We start from the raw sequence: 15,413 nt of genomic DNA on the forward strand, positions 1-15,413 counted from the left end.
GAAATGGGAAGTGAGCGTGAAGCGATTGAGCGTGTAGTGGCAGAAGCGGAGCATCTACTGCATGCATATAAGCAAGATGATCTTGCACATCACATGAGCGAATTGTCTGAGGCAGAGCGGCGGAAGCTCGCGGCGCAAGTGCTGCGTGTCGATTTCGAGGCGCTTGCGCAAGTTTATCGCAGTCGTTCGGCATGCAGTATAGCTCAAGACGAGCGTATTGCACCGATCCCTTTTTTGGACGTGAACATGTTGTCTCCAGATACCTATGATCAATATGAACAACGCGGATTAGACTTGCTGCGGGAGGGTAAGGTTGGCGTCATCGTGGTTGCAGGTGGTCAAGGAAGCAGATTAGGGCATGCAGGTCCTAAGGGTACGCTCGATATTGGTTTGTCGTCGCATAAATCGCTGTTCCAGCTTCAAGCAGAACGGCTGCTGAAGCTATCGCTGCGGGTTGGCCGTGTTGTCCCATGGTATATCATGACGAGCCCGGAGAATCATGATGACACCATTAATTTCTATGCGTCGCATCGTTTTTTCGGCTATCCGGAGGAAGATTGCTTCTTCTTAGAGCAGAATACGATGCCTGCGATGGACCATGAAGGCAAGCTATTGCTCGCTTCGCCCTCAGAACTTTATTTGGCCCCGAGCGGGAATGGGGAATGCTTTGCATCGCTCAAACGTTCTGGCGCATTGGAGGATATGCTGCGTCGAGGAGTGACGTGGTTGTTCTATTACAATGTAGATAATGCGCTCATACAAATGGCAGATCTCGTCTTTATCGGCATGGCCGACCTTCATTCGTATCCTATCGCATCCAAGGTGGTAAGCAAAGAACTTCCCGAAGAGGAAGTCGGGTTGGTGTGCATGCGGAATGAGCGTCCCGCTATCGTAGAATATACGGAGTTTCCTGAATCGTTGTTGCAAGAGCGTAATGTGCAAGGGGAATTGACTTATGCCTTAGCGAATGTCTCGATTCATATGTTTCGTTACGATTTTATTGCACAGCATGCAGATACGTCGATACCGTTCCACGTGGCGTCCAAGGCCATTCCATATCTGAAAACTGATGGAGTCATGATCGCGAGTGACGTGCCGAATGCGTATAAGCTGGAGCGGTTAATATTTGATTTTTTCCCATTAGCAGAGGGGATGACCGTGCTTCGTGTGGATCGGGAGAAGGAGTTCGCACCGGTCAAAAATAAAGAGGGCGAAGATAGCCCTCGAACAGCAAAGCAACTCGTACTGCGGATGTACCCGGAAGAAGATTGAGACGAGTAGAAAGTTAAGAGAGGTAGAAACGGATGGAACTACAGATTATACAAGAGTCAAATCTACAAGATAAAGCTTATGTGCGAGATAAGATGGCCGAATTTAACAGGATGCATTTTCCGGATGATTTGAAAGGGAGATACCAAGAAGTGAACCTCTTCTTGAAGGATGACGAGGGGCAAACTTATGGCGGGATTATCGGCGAGATTTGCTGGAATTGGATGGAGATCCAGTATCTTTTTGTCGAAGCTGCTTATCGGGGAGTGGGGTATGGGAAGAGATTGCTCATGGAAGCAGAGAAGCTGTCGCGCGAGAAAGGTTGCGACTTCATGAAGCTGGATACGTTAAGCTTTCAGGCGTTGGATTTTTACAAAAAGCTCGGCTTTGAAGTCTATGGCGTGATCGAGAATGCAGGACGGCATACTCATTATTATCTGAAGAAAGACTTGGTCGCACTCGGCGAGAAGTCCTAATACGAAGGAAGGGGTGACATCGATGTTCATCATGGAGGGGTGGCTCTCGATCCGGAGCATGCGTGATCATGTTGGAGATTATAATTTATTATACAAATGGTTGAATGATGCGCAGGTGCTGCGGTACATAGAAGGGCCTAGCACGCAGTTTACGATGGATCAAATTGTGGCGAAATACGGACCGCGGACGCGAGGCAAACACGTTGTTACTCCTTGCATCGTGGAATGGAATTATGAGGCGATTGGCTATTTGCAATACTATCCGTTGCAAGAGGATGAAATCGAACTATACGGAGCAAAGCCTGGCCAGATTCACTATGGCGTTGATCTATTTATCGGCGAGAGTGATTACTGGGATCGAGGGATTGGGACGGCGGCGTTAAAGTCGGTTGTTCGGTACTTGCTAACGGAGCAGGGGGCGGCTGACGTATATATCGATCCGCAGACGTGGAATGTAAGGGCCATTCGGAGTTATGAGAAATGCGGCTTCCGCAAGGTCAAAGTGCTCCATGCCCATGAGTTGTTCGATGGGGAGTACCGCGATAACCAGATCATGCGTATAACACAGGGCGAAATGCAGATGCAAGTCTATTTGGATCAGCTCGTCGCACGGTTCCGTGATGCATTGCAGGACAATCTGGTGGGGATCTATTTGCATGGATCGCTGGCGATGGGCTGCTTCCACTCGTCTCGTAGTGACGTCGATTGCCTTATTGTGGTGAGAAAGAAATTGACAGGGGACAATAACAAGCAAATCGCTGAGCTCGCATTGGCGATACACGAAGAGCTGCCCAATGCCCGCGGGTTGGAGTTCAGTATCGTGTTGGAAGATCACATGACCTCCTTCATTTATCCTACGCCGGTCGAATTTCACTATTCAGATTATCACCGCGAGCTTTATCGGGCGGATGCGAACTATCTGTGCGGGGGTTACGAAGATAAGGACTTAGCCGCGCAGCTGATGGTCGCTTACCATCGAGGCGTTAGTATTGTATGGCAGGCCTTTGCATGAGTTATATGAGCCTATCGATCGGGAGTTGTACCTGGCATCCATTGTGTATGATGTGGAGGAAGCAGCGGAAGAGATCATGAACAATCCTCCTGCCTATGTAACACCGGTGTACGTGACATTGAATCTCTGCAGGGTGCTCTATTATATTCGTGAAGGCGTCATCGCTTCGAAGCGCGAGGGCGGGGAGTGGGGCGTGAAGATGCTGCCACCGTCTTATCAAGCATTGGTTCAGCAATGTTTAGATGAGTACAACGGGGACAGCGTTCGGAGTAAAGTGGAGTTATCGGAATTGATCGCTTTTATTCGATATATGTTGAGCGAGATTCGTGGAGGTAGCGAGAATACTGGTTGATGAATGGGCGTGGTGCGTTGAACCATAATATTGTCGAAATTCGTGAAATTGCTGTAATTAAGAAAACAAAGGGATAAAACCATGAAAAACTCAATAAATAAATATCTATTTTATTTGGGATCAGGATTGTTAGTATGTTTTGTTGTATATATGATCGCAACTAATTCTTTTCAAAAGACTCAATATACACTCTTTATCTATGAGAATCAAGCAAGTAATAGCAAGAAAGTTGAAGGTTTAGAAGATCCCAATAATAGAATAACTGGCTACAGTTTCGGAGTTCCAGGTATCGGAATTCCAGATAAGAGAATAAACGTATTAAACACACCACTATATGTATTAATAAAACAAAAGAATCAAGAAATTGAATATGTAACTGACAATGTTAAGAAATTAAATGAGTATCTAAAGAAAGAAATAAAATAAATCGTAAGTGGATTTGATAACTGAAGATGTATCTCGTCTAGTGGGATTTTACAGAGAAATGTTGAAAGCAGAGGCTGTTGGAGATGAAAATAACGCAAGGATTTTAATAGAAGATAGTCATATCGATATATTTTCAAAGCAAGGAATGGAGCGTATGTCTCCGGGAAGCACTTTAAATGCTGGTTATGGAAGTTACACGATTGAAATCGAAGTTACTGATGTTGATGAAGAATTTACAAGGTTAAAAAATAAAGATGTCACACTTATAAAACTACCTGAAACTTATCCATGGGGAAGACGATCATTTTGGTTTAGAGACCCAGATGGCAACATAATAAATTTCTATTCAAACCTAAGTAAGGGATCATGAAGGTAATTTCATCACAAAAACGTGAGCTGAAATCAATGCAATAGTGATGTGAAGTCGAAAGGAATATAAAAATGAATCTAATCCGCATAGAACCAATTGATAAACATAATTGGGAAGAAGCGCTCACGATTTCTTTACTCCAATCCCAAGAGAAGCTTGTACCCTCTGTTATCGAATCTTTAGCATGGGCTTATATAAAACCGTGGGACGAGGCATTTGATCCATATATTTTGTGTAAGGATGATAAAACATTTGGATTTTTCTATCTTTCCTATACACCGCATAGTACGAATAATTACTGGATCGGTGGGTTTCAAATAGACAAGGAATATCAAGGGACTGGATTAGGAACGCATTCTCTTAAAAGAATCTTAGAATTTATTCAGGAAACGCACAGACAATGCGAAGAAATCTCTCTGACAATCGAAAAAAGTAATGATCATGCGAGAAAGCTTTACGAGAAATTAGGATTTGTAAATCAAGAAAGAGAGAATCAAGATGGCGAGCTAATCTATAAGCTAAAGCTAAAATATGCACAATAATAACCTTTTTTATCGCAATGTTACCTACTGTTGCCCACATTATTTGCCATAAGGACGTGATGTAATGTTGAATTATACCAATACAACTAAAGAATTATCCGAGAGCGGCATTGATACTGTAGTTATCTCTATAGGTGCGACAGAGCAGTTTGGCCCATATTTACCCATGCACTTAGATAACTTAATTGCTGAACGGTATGCTGAAGAATATGGAAGAGCGTTAAATGCGCATGTACTCCCTACATTACCATTTAACACCTCTGAGGAGCACGCGAACTTTAGGGGAACTGTAACGATTAGTCCAAACGTAAACAACAATAATAGAAGAAATCATTACTAGTTTAATGAGACAAGGCTTTAAGAAGTTTGTTTTATGTCATGGCGGTTCTTATTGGGAAGGGGCATTTATTAAGTACATCAATTATAAATACTCAGAAATTATAGTCATTCATCCACATCATAATCACGATGCCTGGTTTGTTGCTATTCAAGCAGCAGAATTAGAAGGATTAGATGAAATGCACGGCGGTCTACTGTCGGTATGTACTGCAATGTGGTTATGCCCAGATAAAGTGAAATTAGAACCCATGGGGTCTCAAATTCCTAGTGACTACAAAAAATATGCTGATTTCATGGGCTGGGATAAGCTTACAACAGATGGGTGTTGGGGAATCTTTCATCCAGAATTGTATACTACTGATGAATTAGCTCATAAGGGAAAGACTTTTTGGGATACATTTATAAAGAGAAAAACGGAAGGACTTAAGGAACTTTTAGAAGATGCATATAACAGAAAGATCTATGGTGGAAAAGAGATTCGTTAATAAAGTAATGTTAGGCGAGATAATCATAAATGAATTGGAGGGTAGTTATGAAGGATCAAAGAATACAACTGCTTGCTCGTAATGTAGTGAACTATTCACTCAATCTTAAGAAGGGCGAGAAGCTTTTAATAGAAATAGAAGGACATGAAAACCTATTAGCAAAGGCAATCGTGGAGGAAGCTTATCATGTGGGGGGGATTCCCTTCGTCGTGTTTCTTGACCAAGAAATACTAGCTATTCAGCTAAATAATTGTTCTATAGAACAAATTCAGTCCATGGCTGCTTATGATACTCTGCGAATGAAAGATATGGATGCATACCTCCTCATCAGAGCGGGTCAGAATGTTAATGAATTAAATGAGGTGCATTGGGAGAAGATGGATCTTTACTGGAAGAATTATTATCATGAAGTCCATGCACATCGATGGGATAGAACTAATTGGTGTATAATGCGATACCCAAATGCTTCTGCAGCTCAACTAGCTAATATGTCAACAGATCGATTTGAGGAATTTTATTTTAATGTATGCACCCTAGATTATTTCAAACTTTCTCTAGAGATGCAGAAACTTGTCGACCTTATGAAGGCAACAGAAAAAGTAAGAATTGTAGGGCCGAATTGTGACTTGTCTTTGTCTATAAAAAACATGCCTGTTTCCATGGATGCTGGTCACCAGAACCTTCCAGATGGCGAAGTGTATAGTATTCCTAAGAAACACTCCATCAATGGATTTATTACTTTTAACTCTCCTGTGATCTTTCAGGGAACTACATTTGAAAATATTAAATTTACATTCAAGGATGGAAGAATTGTTGAAGCAACAGCTAACGATACTGAAAAACTGATTAAGATCCTAAACACAGACGAAGGTTCGAGATATATTGGAGAACTTGGAATTGGCCTGAATCCATATATTAGTCATCCAATGAAAGATATATTATTTGATGAGAAGATTTGGGGAAGTATTCATCTTGCTGTAGGGACCGGTGCTGCGCAATGCGATGATGCTAATCTGTCTTCGATTCATTGGGATATTGTCCATATACAAAGACCGGAATATGGTGGAGGACAATTATGGTTTGATGATGTTCTCGTTAGAGAAGACGGATATTTTGTAATCGATGAACTTAAGGGATTAAATCCAGATATTTTTATATCGAAGTGACTTATATTTTGGAGGTAGTTCTATGGATTTCTACTATAAAAATTATCTGATATCAGATGACAATTCCAAGATCAATCAAAAAGTTATTTTAAATTTCCTTGCTCAAAGTTATTGGGCGAGCAGAAGATCGCCGGAACGAATTTTAAAATCCATTGAAACATCTCATTGCTTCGGTGTGTATCATGGTGATAATCAAATTGGTTTTGCAAGAGTGATTACAGATGAAGCAACTTTTTATTACATATGTGATGTCTTTGTTTTAGAAGGGTATAGAGGGCAAGGAATAGGAAAGAAATTAATTGAAATTATTATAAATTTAGAAGAATACGAGTGGATGACAGGGGTATTAGGAACTAAGGATGCGCATGGATTATATGAACAATATGGATTTGAAAAAGATTCAGAACGTTTTATGAGAAGAGCGCCTCAAAGAAGTAGCCAGTAATATAACGTTATCAGAAAGTGGTAAGGATGAAACCAAATGCATAATCATAAAGATTTGTTGCCTAGAAACAAACAAGACTATGAAAGAGTAAGCAGAATTAAGAATTTAAGTGAGCGGGGAATAGTGCCCCTTATTCCTGATCTTATTACTTGGCTTCAAGATATGAATTGGCCAATTGCTAGGGATATATCTCAAATGCTATTGAAAGTGTCTGAACAAACAATTCCGCATATAAAAAACGTGCTAACCACAAATGATCATATTTGGAAGTATTGGTGCCTAAGTTATTTGGTTATGAATTTTCCGAATGATCTCATAAAAGAAATTGAACCTGAACTCAATAGATTAGCATATAGCCCTACTAAAGGAGAGGTAAATGAAGAGGTGCATGAAGTTGCACAGCAAATTTTGAAAAAACTGCTGTAACTAAACTAATGTTTTATAAAGGAGAATCATATGCCGGATATCAAATTAGATCGTATTAGGATTACCGTAGAAGCGAATGACACGGATTATGAAGATACTTGTAATAAATTATATCAATATAATGTTCAGGCAACGAATGGATTACTTCAACAGCCAGGCAAGGATATCAATTTATATTTAAGAGATGAATCAGATAAAGTCATTGGCGGTCTATTCTGTGAAACTTGGTTATATGGCTTATATCTGGATGTTTTTTGGATCGCTGATGAGTATAGACATCAAGGATATGGAAAAGTCATGATAGTCGAGGCTGAAAGATTGGGCAAAGAACTTGGATGTACATTTGCTCATACTTGTACATTTTCATATCAATCGCCAGAATTTTATAAGAATATGGGTTATGAGGTTTTTGGCGTTAATGATGAATACCCAGACGGAATTAAACAATACTTTCTGAAAAAGAAATTGAAGTGAAGATTATCTAAGAGAGCGATTCCCGATCAGAGGTGAACATTTTGAGTGATTATATTCGTGAACTGAGGACATTAGTAGGAACCAGGCCCCTTATTTTAGTCGGCTCAGTTGTAATCGTTATGAATGAAGACCAACAGATCCTTTTGCAACACAGACGTGATGGAGATTGGGGGTTGCCGGGCGGATTAATGGAGCCTGGGGAATCACTAGAAGATACGGCAAGAAGAGAAGTGCGTGAAGAGACCGGTTTGGAGCTTAATAAGTTATCGTTGCTAGATGTTTTTTCGGGGCCAGAATTGTATTTGAAATTAAAGAACGGTGACGAACTTTACTCCGTTACGACTTTATATCTCTGTAACGATTTTTCAGGTGATTTAGTATCCGATCAAGTGGAATCATTGGACATCCGGTTTTTTAATATAAATGATCTCCCCAAGCTGAATCCAGCTAATCGGATTTATATGGATAAGTTCTTAAATCAATAGATTGAGCAAGTAAACTGGTCCGTAGATACAAGAACCGTTGTACGACAGAACGGAGATGAATCCATGAACGTAACAATACATCTGACAGACCCAGATACTAAATTTATCATCAACAATCTATACCCCTTATATTTGCATGATTTATCTGAAATATGGGAATGGAAACCTAATAAGTACGGGGTTTTTGAAGATGACGAGACAATGACATTGATTGAGCAAAATAAAGTATTTGATATATGGTGGTCGAAGCCATCCATACTATTTCCCTATTTGATAAAAGTAGAGGAAATTCCAGCAGGATTTGCTCTCGTGGCTACACCGCCCCACACACCTCATGGAAGTGAATTTTTTCTAAATGAGTTTTTTATTTTACGATCATTCCGTGGTCGAGGTGTGGCTGAAGCTGCGGCCGTTCAAGTGTTTGATAACCATCAAGGCACGTGGGAATTGCAAACGAACCCAGAAGAAACCAATAAGCGAGCACAGACTTTTTGGCGAAGGACAATTCATCATTATACTATTGGAAATTATGAAGAGGAAACAACAGAAACCAAAAATGATGGTAAAAAGATGATTTTTAGATTTTCAAAGTAGGAATATGGAGATTTGAGAACACTTGTACGCAGATGTAAATAAAGGTAAAATATAACTACAATTGAATCTTGGGTGGTCATGGTTTCCCTTCGAAAGGAGGTGAGGCCATGGAAGTGAAAGATGCATTAACGATAATGTTCCTATTTGGATCATTCATTCTTGCTCTTTTAACTTACATTAATAATAACAACAAGAAAAAGTAAAACCCACCCTAAGATTAGCAGCCGAAGGTGGGTTTTCGTTCGTTCTTAACTGACTAAGAAGGGGATAAACCATCCAAGCCAATTGTATGGGCCAAGTGTTAGCGCACTTGGTCTTTATTACTATATCATACCATATGTAAAAACATGTATCAAAGCAATTATGAAAAACGATACAAATGACAATAGAGGGGGATCGACGATGAAACAGCTAGTAAGTGAAGCCGTAATGAAGTTAGCTGAACAAATCCAATTACCTGAGAGAGTTTTTCACATGGAAGATTTACCTTGGGTCCCTTTTGATGAAGGGGAAGTGAATTGTCATTTCAAACCATTGCGATTTGATCTAACGACAGGATCATGGACATATTTGTTTAAGATCAAGAGCAATAAAATATTAACTCGTCATAGACATACGGGCGGAAATGTTATTGGCTATAACCTTCAAGGACAATGGAGATATGAAGGTCGTGATTGGGTAGCTAGGCCTGGATCATTTATTTTCGAACCCCCTGGAGACGTTCATACATTAATTACGGGCGATGAAGAAGTCATTACGTTGTTTATCCTTGGAGGCGCCCTACAATACTTTGACGAGAATAATATGATTATTGGTCAAGACGATGTCTATACCGTACTGAAGAAGTACAGAGATTATTGTGAAGAGAACAAGATAGATGTGATTGAGGAACTTATTTATTAAACATAAGGGACAGGTGACAGAACATTAAATTGCTTTTTATTTGTAGTCGCAATCAATGGCGTAGTTTGACGGCAGAGAAGATTTTTGATGAAATTCATGGTTATGAAGTACGGTCAGCTGGAACGGAAGAAGGAGCAAGAATCAAGGTAACTGCAGGACTAATAGGTTGGTCTGATATGATTTTTGTAATGGAGAAGAAGCATAGTAGAAGGTTAAGAGACAAGTTTGCTTATGCGATAGAGAATAAGCGACTGATATGTCTAGATATTCCGGACGATTACAGATTTATGGATGAGGAATTAATAGAAATATTAAAGTCGAGCGTATCGGAATACATTGAAATGCCGGAATCATGATCTATCCATGTGAGAAGACAGAAGGCTTATATGAAAGCGACACTAGATCTGTTAAGGGTGTGGCGAATTGCTTTGACTTAGCGATATGGCTTATGGAGGAATTTAGAGAAAGTGGAATTTCCGCATATGCGACCGGTCATGACTTACATACACCGCATGCTCATGTCGCCGTCGTGGCAATCAATGAAGAGGGGCACAAGTATTTTTGGGACTTGGGGGATCAATGGATTGATCCAATACTAATCGAAAGAGATAACGAAGATTATTGTGAGGACGCGTTGGATGGGTTTGTAACCGAGGGAAAGATCCGTGTTGAGGCTTCGCCTAGTACCGTAAATTTCAACTATATTCGACCGAATGGAAAAGTGAGTCAGCAGAAATTTGATCTACAACCCATTCAGCGCGAGGAGCTTCTCATGTGGAGTGGGCGGATCGAATTAGGGTCGTGGACAATTATTTCAATACGGGCGTCCGTGAACAGGAGTGGTTAGGGGGAAAGGCAATAAAATACCATAGAACCATCGAAGATTATTTTAATGCTCTCCAACAAGCTGGCTTTACTATCAAATCGCTTCGAGAGTCGAGGCCAAGGGAAGAGAATTTTGAGAACGTTGAGACCTATCACCGAAGAATGAAAATACCCCTTTTTCTGTTTTTCGAGGCAAGAAAATAACCATGTGAAGGAGGACGGGGCGATGGATAAAGGGAAAATTATCTTTTTGAATGGCGTAACCAGCTCGGGTAAAACTTCTATTGTCGATGCCTTGCAATCCTACTCCGAACCATTTTTTTATGTCGTTGCCAATGACCTGTTTGAACAAATGATAGGCGAAAAACATCTGCATGAAGATTATTGGCAGCATTTAAGTGAAGTCGTTATCATGATGTATCACACAGCAAGACTATTCTCAGATCACGGTAAGCATATTTTAATTGATGGGATCCTTGTCGAAAGACCAGAGTTAAAGCCGCATTATAATAAAGTCAAAGCTATTTTTAAGGGATATCCGTTGGAGATCGTTGAGGTATTCTGTCCTTTGGATATATGTCGCAAACGCAATATTGAGCGCGGTGATAGAACAGCAGATCAGTCAGATCGGCAGAGTGAAATAATGGCTGAAAACATTCAATATTGTTGCACGGTCGATACCAGTTTGAACACACCAGAAGAATGTGCAGAGATTATTATAAATACGTTGTTTAATTAAATTGAATCATGGAGGAGATATGGCTTCAGATCTTAGGCGTACTATTCAAATGACCGTTGCTCGTTTCATTTCACCGCATGCTGAAATTTTGAGTATTAAAGATCACGATATAGCTCATGGCGTGTCCGCCGTTGCACTTAGAAGACATGAAATAGAGTTAAGGAACAATCATCATCACAGTAAGATTAATCTTATATCAAAGAAAGCTACTTGGAGAGAAAGACGTGTGATGTATCGACTCCAAGATCAGTTCGCTAATGTGCCTTTTAGTTATACGTACAATTTGGAGAGCAGCCATAGAGAATATCTTTGTATGCAGGATATAGATTATGAAACAGATTACAGCAATCTGGATATGGAACTGCTTCAAAACAAAGAACGGTTCGCACTGGCACACATCCACTCAGTCAATTTCAATAAAGCGCATGAATTGAGTTGGCTTCCGCGTGTAAGCACGAAATACATTGAATCCGTTCTCCATGAGAAATGGAGACCTAGCTGGGACAATGCCCAAAATGATGCGGATTTTAAACACCAATTCGGGCATTACATTTCGGAGATTAATAAATCCGTAGAGCATATCGTCGAAGATATGGAGCGGGTTCTCCGAGATGAAGGATCCCATACCCTTATTCATAATGATTTACATCCAGGGAACACATTAGTTTACAAGAACCAGGATGTTTTTTTTATTGATTGGGAAGAGGCACATTACGGTTCCTTATATTTAGATGCAGCACTTCGATTTAGAGAAATCACGCAAGCAGAGAATTATAGAGATGTATTAAATGAAGAGGGCTTAAATCTCTCAGAAGAAAAATTTAAATTGCACTATACGATTGCTTCACGGTATTTGGGCTTCCGATATATGTCATGGTTCTTGAACACTTGGAAAGAAGATGAGAGATGGCGGGATGAATTGAAGAAGTACTTAAACATGGCACTATTGTAAAAAAGATGATGAATGAAAAATGAAACAAAATACTCAGGTGGGGAAATAACAATGAAAATTTTTCTAGTAAGACACGGTCTGGATGAAGATGGTTTTCGCGGCGGTTGGAGTCATAGGGGATTAGTTGAACTAGGCATCCTTCAATCAAGGAAACTTGCAGCGTATCTACAAGAGCATTCTGACCAATATCGTATAAATACAATTCTGAGCAGCGATCTAGCACGCGCTGTTGAAACGACAAGAGAAATTGAACAAATCCTTAAAGTACAGGCCACGTATACGGAAGCGTGGAGAGAAATGAATAACGGGGTACTTGCTGGGATGTCCCATAAAGAGGCCGAAGAAAATTATCCTGGGCTTTACTTTAACACGCTTCAGATGGAGACCCCTTTTCCAGGAGGCGAAACTCCATTACATTTTTATAACAGAATTAGGACAGCATTTGATAGCTTATGTACGATGCTAGAAACCCAAGAGAAAGACACGAATGTATTGTTAGTAACACATGGGGGTGTCATCAACGTCTTGTATTATGTTCTACTTGGAGAGGAATGGACCAATAAATCTTCTTTCTTCCCAATTGATAATACAAGTATACATACGGTTGAGAGGCGATTAAATACATGGGAAATTACAGAAAGGAATATAACTATACATTTATCGTGATTTTTGATTTAGGTTGGTGCTATAAAACTGATTTTAAGGGATGATTCATTTGGAAGATCCGTTAATCTTTTGTTATAAGAAATCAGAGCCGTATCAAAATCTTAAACTTTATATCACACGACCGAAGATACCAAGCATTCATTGTCCTGCAATAATATTCTTTCACGGTGCAGGCTTTACGAATAATAAGGTCACGCCAAGGCAGTTTCAACAACATGCTCTGCATTTTGCGTCGCTGGGGATGGTTACTATTCTTGCGGAATATCGGCCACTTGAGGTGGAGGGACGCTTCTCTCCAATGGATAGTATTATGAATGCAAAGTCAGCCATTCGATGGACAAGGGAGAATGCAAGAGATCTTGGCGTTCACCCGAATAAGGTCGTCGCGGCCGGCGCCTCTGCCGGAGGGTATCTGTGCCTATGTGCTGCCATGATTGATCAATGTAATGATCCGGGCGATAATGAACGGATAAGCGCTCAACCGGATGCATTGATCATATTTAATGGCGGCGTAGATGCGAAGATGCTCATCGATCTTTTTCCTGCATTAGAGGAGCCTTTGTTAGCTGCGTCCCCGGTTACGAAAGTGAAGGCCAACTTGCCTCCGAGTTTGTTTTTTCATGGCACGGATGACGTGAATATACCTATTCAAGAAGTAATTGATTTTACTAGCAATATGGTCGACCACGGAAATCTATCAATTTTAGTTCCATTTGAAGGACTGGGGCATGGATTTTTTAATTATGGGAACATGGATAATCAGCCCTATCTGCAGACAATTCGAGAGATGGAAAAATTTTTGAAAGGAATGGATTTTTTAGATGAAGAATAAGACTACAATTTTCTTAGTAAGGCATGGGCAAACAGAATGGAATGTACTGCATAAATTACAAGGACATCAAGATTCACCATTAACTGAATTAGGGATCAAGCAGGCGCAATGGTTAGGGGAATCTCTTCAGAATGAGCCCATAGACGTTATTTATTCAAGTTCAAGTCCTAGAGCACGCAAAACCGCTGAAATTATTAAAGGTACAAGAGAAATCGATATATATGAAAGCGATGATTTAAAAGAAATTCATTTGGGTGTGTGGGAAGGCAAACGCCAAGATGAAGTAAAGGGGTTATCTCCGGATCAATTTCAGAATTTTTGGCATGATCCCGCGGAGTTTCAAGTGCAGCATAGTGAAACGTTCAAAGACGTGTCTAATCGTGCATTACATCAATTACACGAAATGATTAATATGAACCAAGGAAGATCCATACTCATTGTAACCCATACCGTTGTTGTAAAATTGCTTATGGCCTATTTCGAGAATCGACCGATGAAGGATATTTGGAATCCACCGTATATCTATCCGGCCTGTCTATGTAAGATTGAGTTGGAGCTGAATCAATCAAAAATCCTGTTGCATGGCGATATTAGCCACTACAAAGAAAGTCCTGTTTTAGGTTAGTTCGCGCAAGGGGGAACACTTGTGAACAGTAATGGAGTAAATATACGACTTGATCGTGTTCGTGCTCTTGTTGAAGAAATGATCATATCCATACAAAGTGCAGAACGAAGACAGGCAGCATATGTCCATCTGTACGGTGCATCTAACTGTGCCTCGTTACTCGCGAAGAAAAGGGGACTGAATCAGGAGATTGCAGCCGTTAGTGGCCTCCTCCACGATTATTATTTTTATAAAACAGGAGTGAGCGAGTTTCCCGGTCTTAACAGCGCAGATACGGTTCGGCCTTTGCTGAGAACTTTGAACATGTTTACTGATGAAGAGCTTACAATCATATTACAGGCTATTTTTTATCGGGACGACCCATATCGTACTCGTGGCCCATACACAGATATCCTCAAGGATGCTTATGCCATGCAGTGTACGGGTGGGATGTTGACCCAGGAGAAAACAATTCTTCAGGACGTGGATCGCCGCAGGAAGCTGGCTGATACTGCAGAGGCGCTGGCTCGTGAGAACATCATCGGTGTACCTGAGGATCAACGATATCGAGAAATCTGTAAATATTGGCCGGACGAGGATATTTATAATGTTCTTCAGCGCAGGTGGTGTGCTGCATTTGTATATTACTGTTGCATGCAAGTTGGATTTCTACTACCGATTCGATATCCGAATGCTATGTATCGGCTTGCTGGCGTAGGAGCTTGGTTGGAATGGTCCCAATTACCTGAAACCGGATTTTTTCATATGGATAAACATGATGGATTTGCTCCTCAACGCGGGGATATCGTAATTTATGAAAAGCTGCTATCTGCAGATTCTCATGATCACATCGGTATTATCCTAGCATGCAACGACGATGAAATCGTAGTAGCCGAGGGGAATAAAGATAACCAGAATTATTCTAGCGTTTTGAGCAGGGATCGTTCGCATTGCATCTTGGGCTATATCCGTATAGACAATAGCTATCAATTTGATTACAACGATGACTATATTCCTATTCGTTAAGGGTG

At 40.5% G+C, this 15,413-nt stretch carries 25 protein-coding genes; all 25 read left to right on the top strand.

The window, feature by feature from the left end; all coding sequences use genetic code 11:
- The first annotated feature begins 3 nt into the window (after positions 1–3).
- The 25 genes from GCU39_RS04200 (at position 4) to GCU39_RS04310 (ending at position 15,408) form a co-directional block, all read left to right on the top strand.
- Entirely contained in the window at positions 4–1,272 is a 1,269-nt protein-coding gene (locus tag GCU39_RS04200; protein ID WP_152392355.1) for a UTP--glucose-1-phosphate uridylyltransferase, read from the top strand.
- Positions 1,273–1,304: 32 nt separating this feature from the next.
- Positions 1,305–1,745, top strand: coding sequence for a GNAT family N-acetyltransferase (locus GCU39_RS04205; protein WP_152392356.1), 441 nt, complete (start codon positions 1,305–1,307; stop codon positions 1,743–1,745).
- Positions 1,746–1,767: 22 nt separating this feature from the next.
- Positions 1,768–2,757 (top strand): GNAT family N-acetyltransferase, encoded by a 990-nt coding sequence (locus GCU39_RS31740; protein WP_227793434.1) that lies wholly within the window; start codon positions 1,768–1,770, stop codon positions 2,755–2,757.
- Positions 2,750–3,109, top strand: coding sequence for a DUF4111 domain-containing protein (locus tag GCU39_RS31745; RefSeq protein ID WP_227793435.1), 360 nt, complete (start codon positions 2,750–2,752; stop codon positions 3,107–3,109). Before GCU39_RS31740 ends, GCU39_RS31745 begins: the two co-directional genes overlap by 8 nt.
- A 150-nt stretch (positions 3,110–3,259) precedes the next feature.
- Positions 3,260–3,535, top strand: a complete 276-nt coding sequence (locus tag GCU39_RS04220) for a hypothetical protein (RefSeq protein ID WP_193726761.1) — start codon at positions 3,260–3,262, stop codon at positions 3,533–3,535.
- Between the two features lie 58 nt (positions 3,536–3,593).
- Positions 3,594–3,905: a VOC family protein gene (locus tag GCU39_RS04225; protein WP_265333452.1), complete on the top strand. Its 312-nt coding sequence runs from the start codon at positions 3,594–3,596 to the stop codon at positions 3,903–3,905.
- A gap of 71 nt (positions 3,906–3,976) precedes the next feature.
- Entirely contained in the window at positions 3,977–4,447 is a 471-nt protein-coding gene (locus GCU39_RS04230) for a GNAT family N-acetyltransferase (RefSeq protein ID WP_152392359.1), read from the top strand.
- A gap of 64 nt (positions 4,448–4,511) precedes the next feature.
- A complete protein-coding gene (locus GCU39_RS32190) occupies positions 4,512–4,787 on the top strand; it encodes a creatininase family protein (RefSeq protein ID WP_265333453.1) in 276 nt (91 codons plus the stop codon).
- Between the two features lie 4 nt (positions 4,788–4,791).
- The gene (locus tag GCU39_RS32195; protein ID WP_265333454.1) at positions 4,792–5,271 is read left to right on the top strand and encodes a hypothetical protein; all 480 of its coding nucleotides are present in this window, start codon (positions 4,792–4,794) and stop codon (positions 5,269–5,271) included.
- A 47-nt stretch (positions 5,272–5,318) separates the two neighbouring features.
- A complete protein-coding gene (locus tag GCU39_RS04240; protein ID WP_152392360.1) occupies positions 5,319–6,437 on the top strand; it encodes an aminopeptidase in 1,119 nt (372 codons plus the stop codon).
- A 22-nt stretch (positions 6,438–6,459) separates the two neighbouring features.
- On the top strand, positions 6,460–6,882 hold the full coding sequence (locus GCU39_RS04245) for a GNAT family N-acetyltransferase (RefSeq protein ID WP_152392361.1): 423 nt from the start codon (positions 6,460–6,462) through the stop codon (positions 6,880–6,882).
- Positions 6,883–6,918: 36 nt separating this feature from the next.
- Positions 6,919–7,308, top strand: a complete 390-nt coding sequence (locus tag GCU39_RS04250; protein WP_152392362.1) for a DUF5071 domain-containing protein — start codon at positions 6,919–6,921, stop codon at positions 7,306–7,308.
- Positions 7,309–7,338: 30 nt separating this feature from the next.
- The gene (locus GCU39_RS04255) at positions 7,339–7,782 is read left to right on the top strand and encodes a GNAT family N-acetyltransferase (protein ID WP_152392363.1); all 444 of its coding nucleotides are present in this window, start codon (positions 7,339–7,341) and stop codon (positions 7,780–7,782) included.
- Positions 7,783–7,814: 32 nt separating this feature from the next.
- The gene (locus GCU39_RS04260; RefSeq protein ID WP_321575623.1) at positions 7,815–8,267 is read left to right on the top strand and encodes an NUDIX hydrolase; all 453 of its coding nucleotides are present in this window, start codon (positions 7,815–7,817) and stop codon (positions 8,265–8,267) included.
- Between the two features lie 63 nt (positions 8,268–8,330).
- Positions 8,331–8,861, top strand: a complete 531-nt coding sequence (locus GCU39_RS04265; RefSeq protein ID WP_152392364.1) for a GNAT family N-acetyltransferase — start codon at positions 8,331–8,333, stop codon at positions 8,859–8,861.
- Between the two features lie 107 nt (positions 8,862–8,968).
- Positions 8,969–9,064: a competence inhibitor ComI gene (comI, locus tag GCU39_RS31750; RefSeq protein WP_227793437.1), complete on the top strand. Its 96-nt coding sequence runs from the start codon at positions 8,969–8,971 to the stop codon at positions 9,062–9,064.
- Positions 9,065–9,263: 199 nt separating this feature from the next.
- Complete coding sequence (locus GCU39_RS04270; RefSeq protein ID WP_152392365.1) at positions 9,264–9,764, top strand: 2,4'-dihydroxyacetophenone dioxygenase family protein; 501 nt, start codon at positions 9,264–9,266, stop codon at positions 9,762–9,764.
- Positions 9,765–9,787: 23 nt separating this feature from the next.
- Entirely contained in the window at positions 9,788–10,120 is a 333-nt protein-coding gene (locus GCU39_RS04275) for a low molecular weight protein tyrosine phosphatase family protein (protein WP_152392366.1), read from the top strand.
- On the top strand, positions 10,117–10,611 hold the full coding sequence (locus GCU39_RS04280; RefSeq protein WP_193726762.1) for a hypothetical protein: 495 nt from the start codon (positions 10,117–10,119) through the stop codon (positions 10,609–10,611). The genes GCU39_RS04275 and GCU39_RS04280 overlap by 4 nt, the downstream gene beginning before the upstream one ends.
- A gap of 204 nt (positions 10,612–10,815) precedes the next feature.
- On the top strand, positions 10,816–11,328 hold the full coding sequence (locus GCU39_RS04285; protein ID WP_152392368.1) for a phosphotransferase-like protein: 513 nt from the start codon (positions 10,816–10,818) through the stop codon (positions 11,326–11,328).
- Between the two features lie 19 nt (positions 11,329–11,347).
- Positions 11,348–12,280 (top strand): aminoglycoside phosphotransferase family protein, encoded by a 933-nt coding sequence (locus GCU39_RS04290; protein ID WP_152392369.1) that lies wholly within the window; start codon positions 11,348–11,350, stop codon positions 12,278–12,280.
- 12 nt (positions 12,281–12,292) lie between these two features.
- Positions 12,293–12,946, top strand: coding sequence for a histidine phosphatase family protein (locus GCU39_RS04295; RefSeq protein ID WP_227793438.1), 654 nt, complete (start codon positions 12,293–12,295; stop codon positions 12,944–12,946).
- Between the two features lie 49 nt (positions 12,947–12,995).
- Positions 12,996–13,778 carry an alpha/beta hydrolase gene (locus GCU39_RS04300; protein WP_193726763.1) on the top strand — a complete coding sequence of 261 codons (783 nt, stop codon included), beginning with the start codon at positions 12,996–12,998 and terminating at the stop codon, positions 13,776–13,778.
- The gene (locus GCU39_RS04305; protein ID WP_152392371.1) at positions 13,768–14,403 is read left to right on the top strand and encodes a histidine phosphatase family protein; all 636 of its coding nucleotides are present in this window, start codon (positions 13,768–13,770) and stop codon (positions 14,401–14,403) included. Before GCU39_RS04300 ends, GCU39_RS04305 begins: the two co-directional genes overlap by 11 nt.
- 21 nt (positions 14,404–14,424) lie before the next feature.
- Complete coding sequence (locus GCU39_RS04310; RefSeq protein ID WP_227793439.1) at positions 14,425–15,408, top strand: CHAP domain-containing protein; 984 nt, start codon at positions 14,425–14,427, stop codon at positions 15,406–15,408.
- Positions 15,409–15,413: the final 5 nt, after the last annotated feature.

Origin of the sequence: Paenibacillus guangzhouensis (assembly GCF_009363075.1) — a bacterium.
Classification (GTDB): domain Bacteria; phylum Bacillota; class Bacilli; order Paenibacillales; family Paenibacillaceae; genus Paenibacillus_K; species Paenibacillus_K guangzhouensis.

What these genes read in the sequence shown, in the direction of transcription:
- GCU39_RS31740 (WP_227793434.1), top strand. Translation starts at nt 1,768, where the DNA reads ATGTTCATCATGGAGGGGTGGCTCTCGATCCGGAGCATGCGTGATCAT.
- GCU39_RS04245 (WP_152392361.1), top strand. Translation starts at nt 6,460, where the DNA reads ATGGATTTCTACTATAAAAATTATCTGATATCAGATGACAATTCCAAG.
- GCU39_RS04230 (WP_152392359.1), top strand. Translation starts at nt 3,977, where the DNA reads ATGAATCTAATCCGCATAGAACCAATTGATAAACATAATTGGGAAGAA.
- GCU39_RS32190 (WP_265333453.1), top strand. Translation starts at nt 4,512, where the DNA reads ATGTTGAATTATACCAATACAACTAAAGAATTATCCGAGAGCGGCATT.
- GCU39_RS04240 (WP_152392360.1), top strand. Translation starts at nt 5,319, where the DNA reads ATGAAGGATCAAAGAATACAACTGCTTGCTCGTAATGTAGTGAACTAT.
- comI (WP_227793437.1), top strand. Translation starts at nt 8,969, where the DNA reads ATGGAAGTGAAAGATGCATTAACGATAATGTTCCTATTTGGATCATTC.
- GCU39_RS32195 (WP_265333454.1), top strand. Translation starts at nt 4,792, where the DNA reads ATGAGACAAGGCTTTAAGAAGTTTGTTTTATGTCATGGCGGTTCTTAT.
- GCU39_RS04285 (WP_152392368.1), top strand. Translation starts at nt 10,816, where the DNA reads ATGGATAAAGGGAAAATTATCTTTTTGAATGGCGTAACCAGCTCGGGT.
- GCU39_RS04280 (WP_193726762.1), top strand. Translation starts at nt 10,117, where the DNA reads ATGATCTATCCATGTGAGAAGACAGAAGGCTTATATGAAAGCGACACT.
- GCU39_RS04270 (WP_152392365.1), top strand. Translation starts at nt 9,264, where the DNA reads ATGAAACAGCTAGTAAGTGAAGCCGTAATGAAGTTAGCTGAACAAATC.
- GCU39_RS04220 (WP_193726761.1), top strand. Translation starts at nt 3,260, where the DNA reads ATGATCGCAACTAATTCTTTTCAAAAGACTCAATATACACTCTTTATC.
- GCU39_RS04200 (WP_152392355.1), top strand. Translation starts at nt 4, where the DNA reads ATGGGAAGTGAGCGTGAAGCGATTGAGCGTGTAGTGGCAGAAGCGGAG.
- GCU39_RS04295 (WP_227793438.1), top strand. Translation starts at nt 12,293, where the DNA reads ATGAAAAATGAAACAAAATACTCAGGTGGGGAAATAACAATGAAAATT.
- GCU39_RS04205 (WP_152392356.1), top strand. Translation starts at nt 1,305, where the DNA reads ATGGAACTACAGATTATACAAGAGTCAAATCTACAAGATAAAGCTTAT.
- GCU39_RS04225 (WP_265333452.1), top strand. Translation starts at nt 3,594, where the DNA reads ATGTTGAAAGCAGAGGCTGTTGGAGATGAAAATAACGCAAGGATTTTA.
- GCU39_RS04255 (WP_152392363.1), top strand. Translation starts at nt 7,339, where the DNA reads ATGCCGGATATCAAATTAGATCGTATTAGGATTACCGTAGAAGCGAAT.
- GCU39_RS04250 (WP_152392362.1), top strand. Translation starts at nt 6,919, where the DNA reads ATGCATAATCATAAAGATTTGTTGCCTAGAAACAAACAAGACTATGAA.
- GCU39_RS04290 (WP_152392369.1), top strand. Translation starts at nt 11,348, where the DNA reads ATGGCTTCAGATCTTAGGCGTACTATTCAAATGACCGTTGCTCGTTTC.
- GCU39_RS04265 (WP_152392364.1), top strand. Translation starts at nt 8,331, where the DNA reads ATGAACGTAACAATACATCTGACAGACCCAGATACTAAATTTATCATC.
- GCU39_RS04305 (WP_152392371.1), top strand. Translation starts at nt 13,768, where the DNA reads ATGAAGAATAAGACTACAATTTTCTTAGTAAGGCATGGGCAAACAGAA.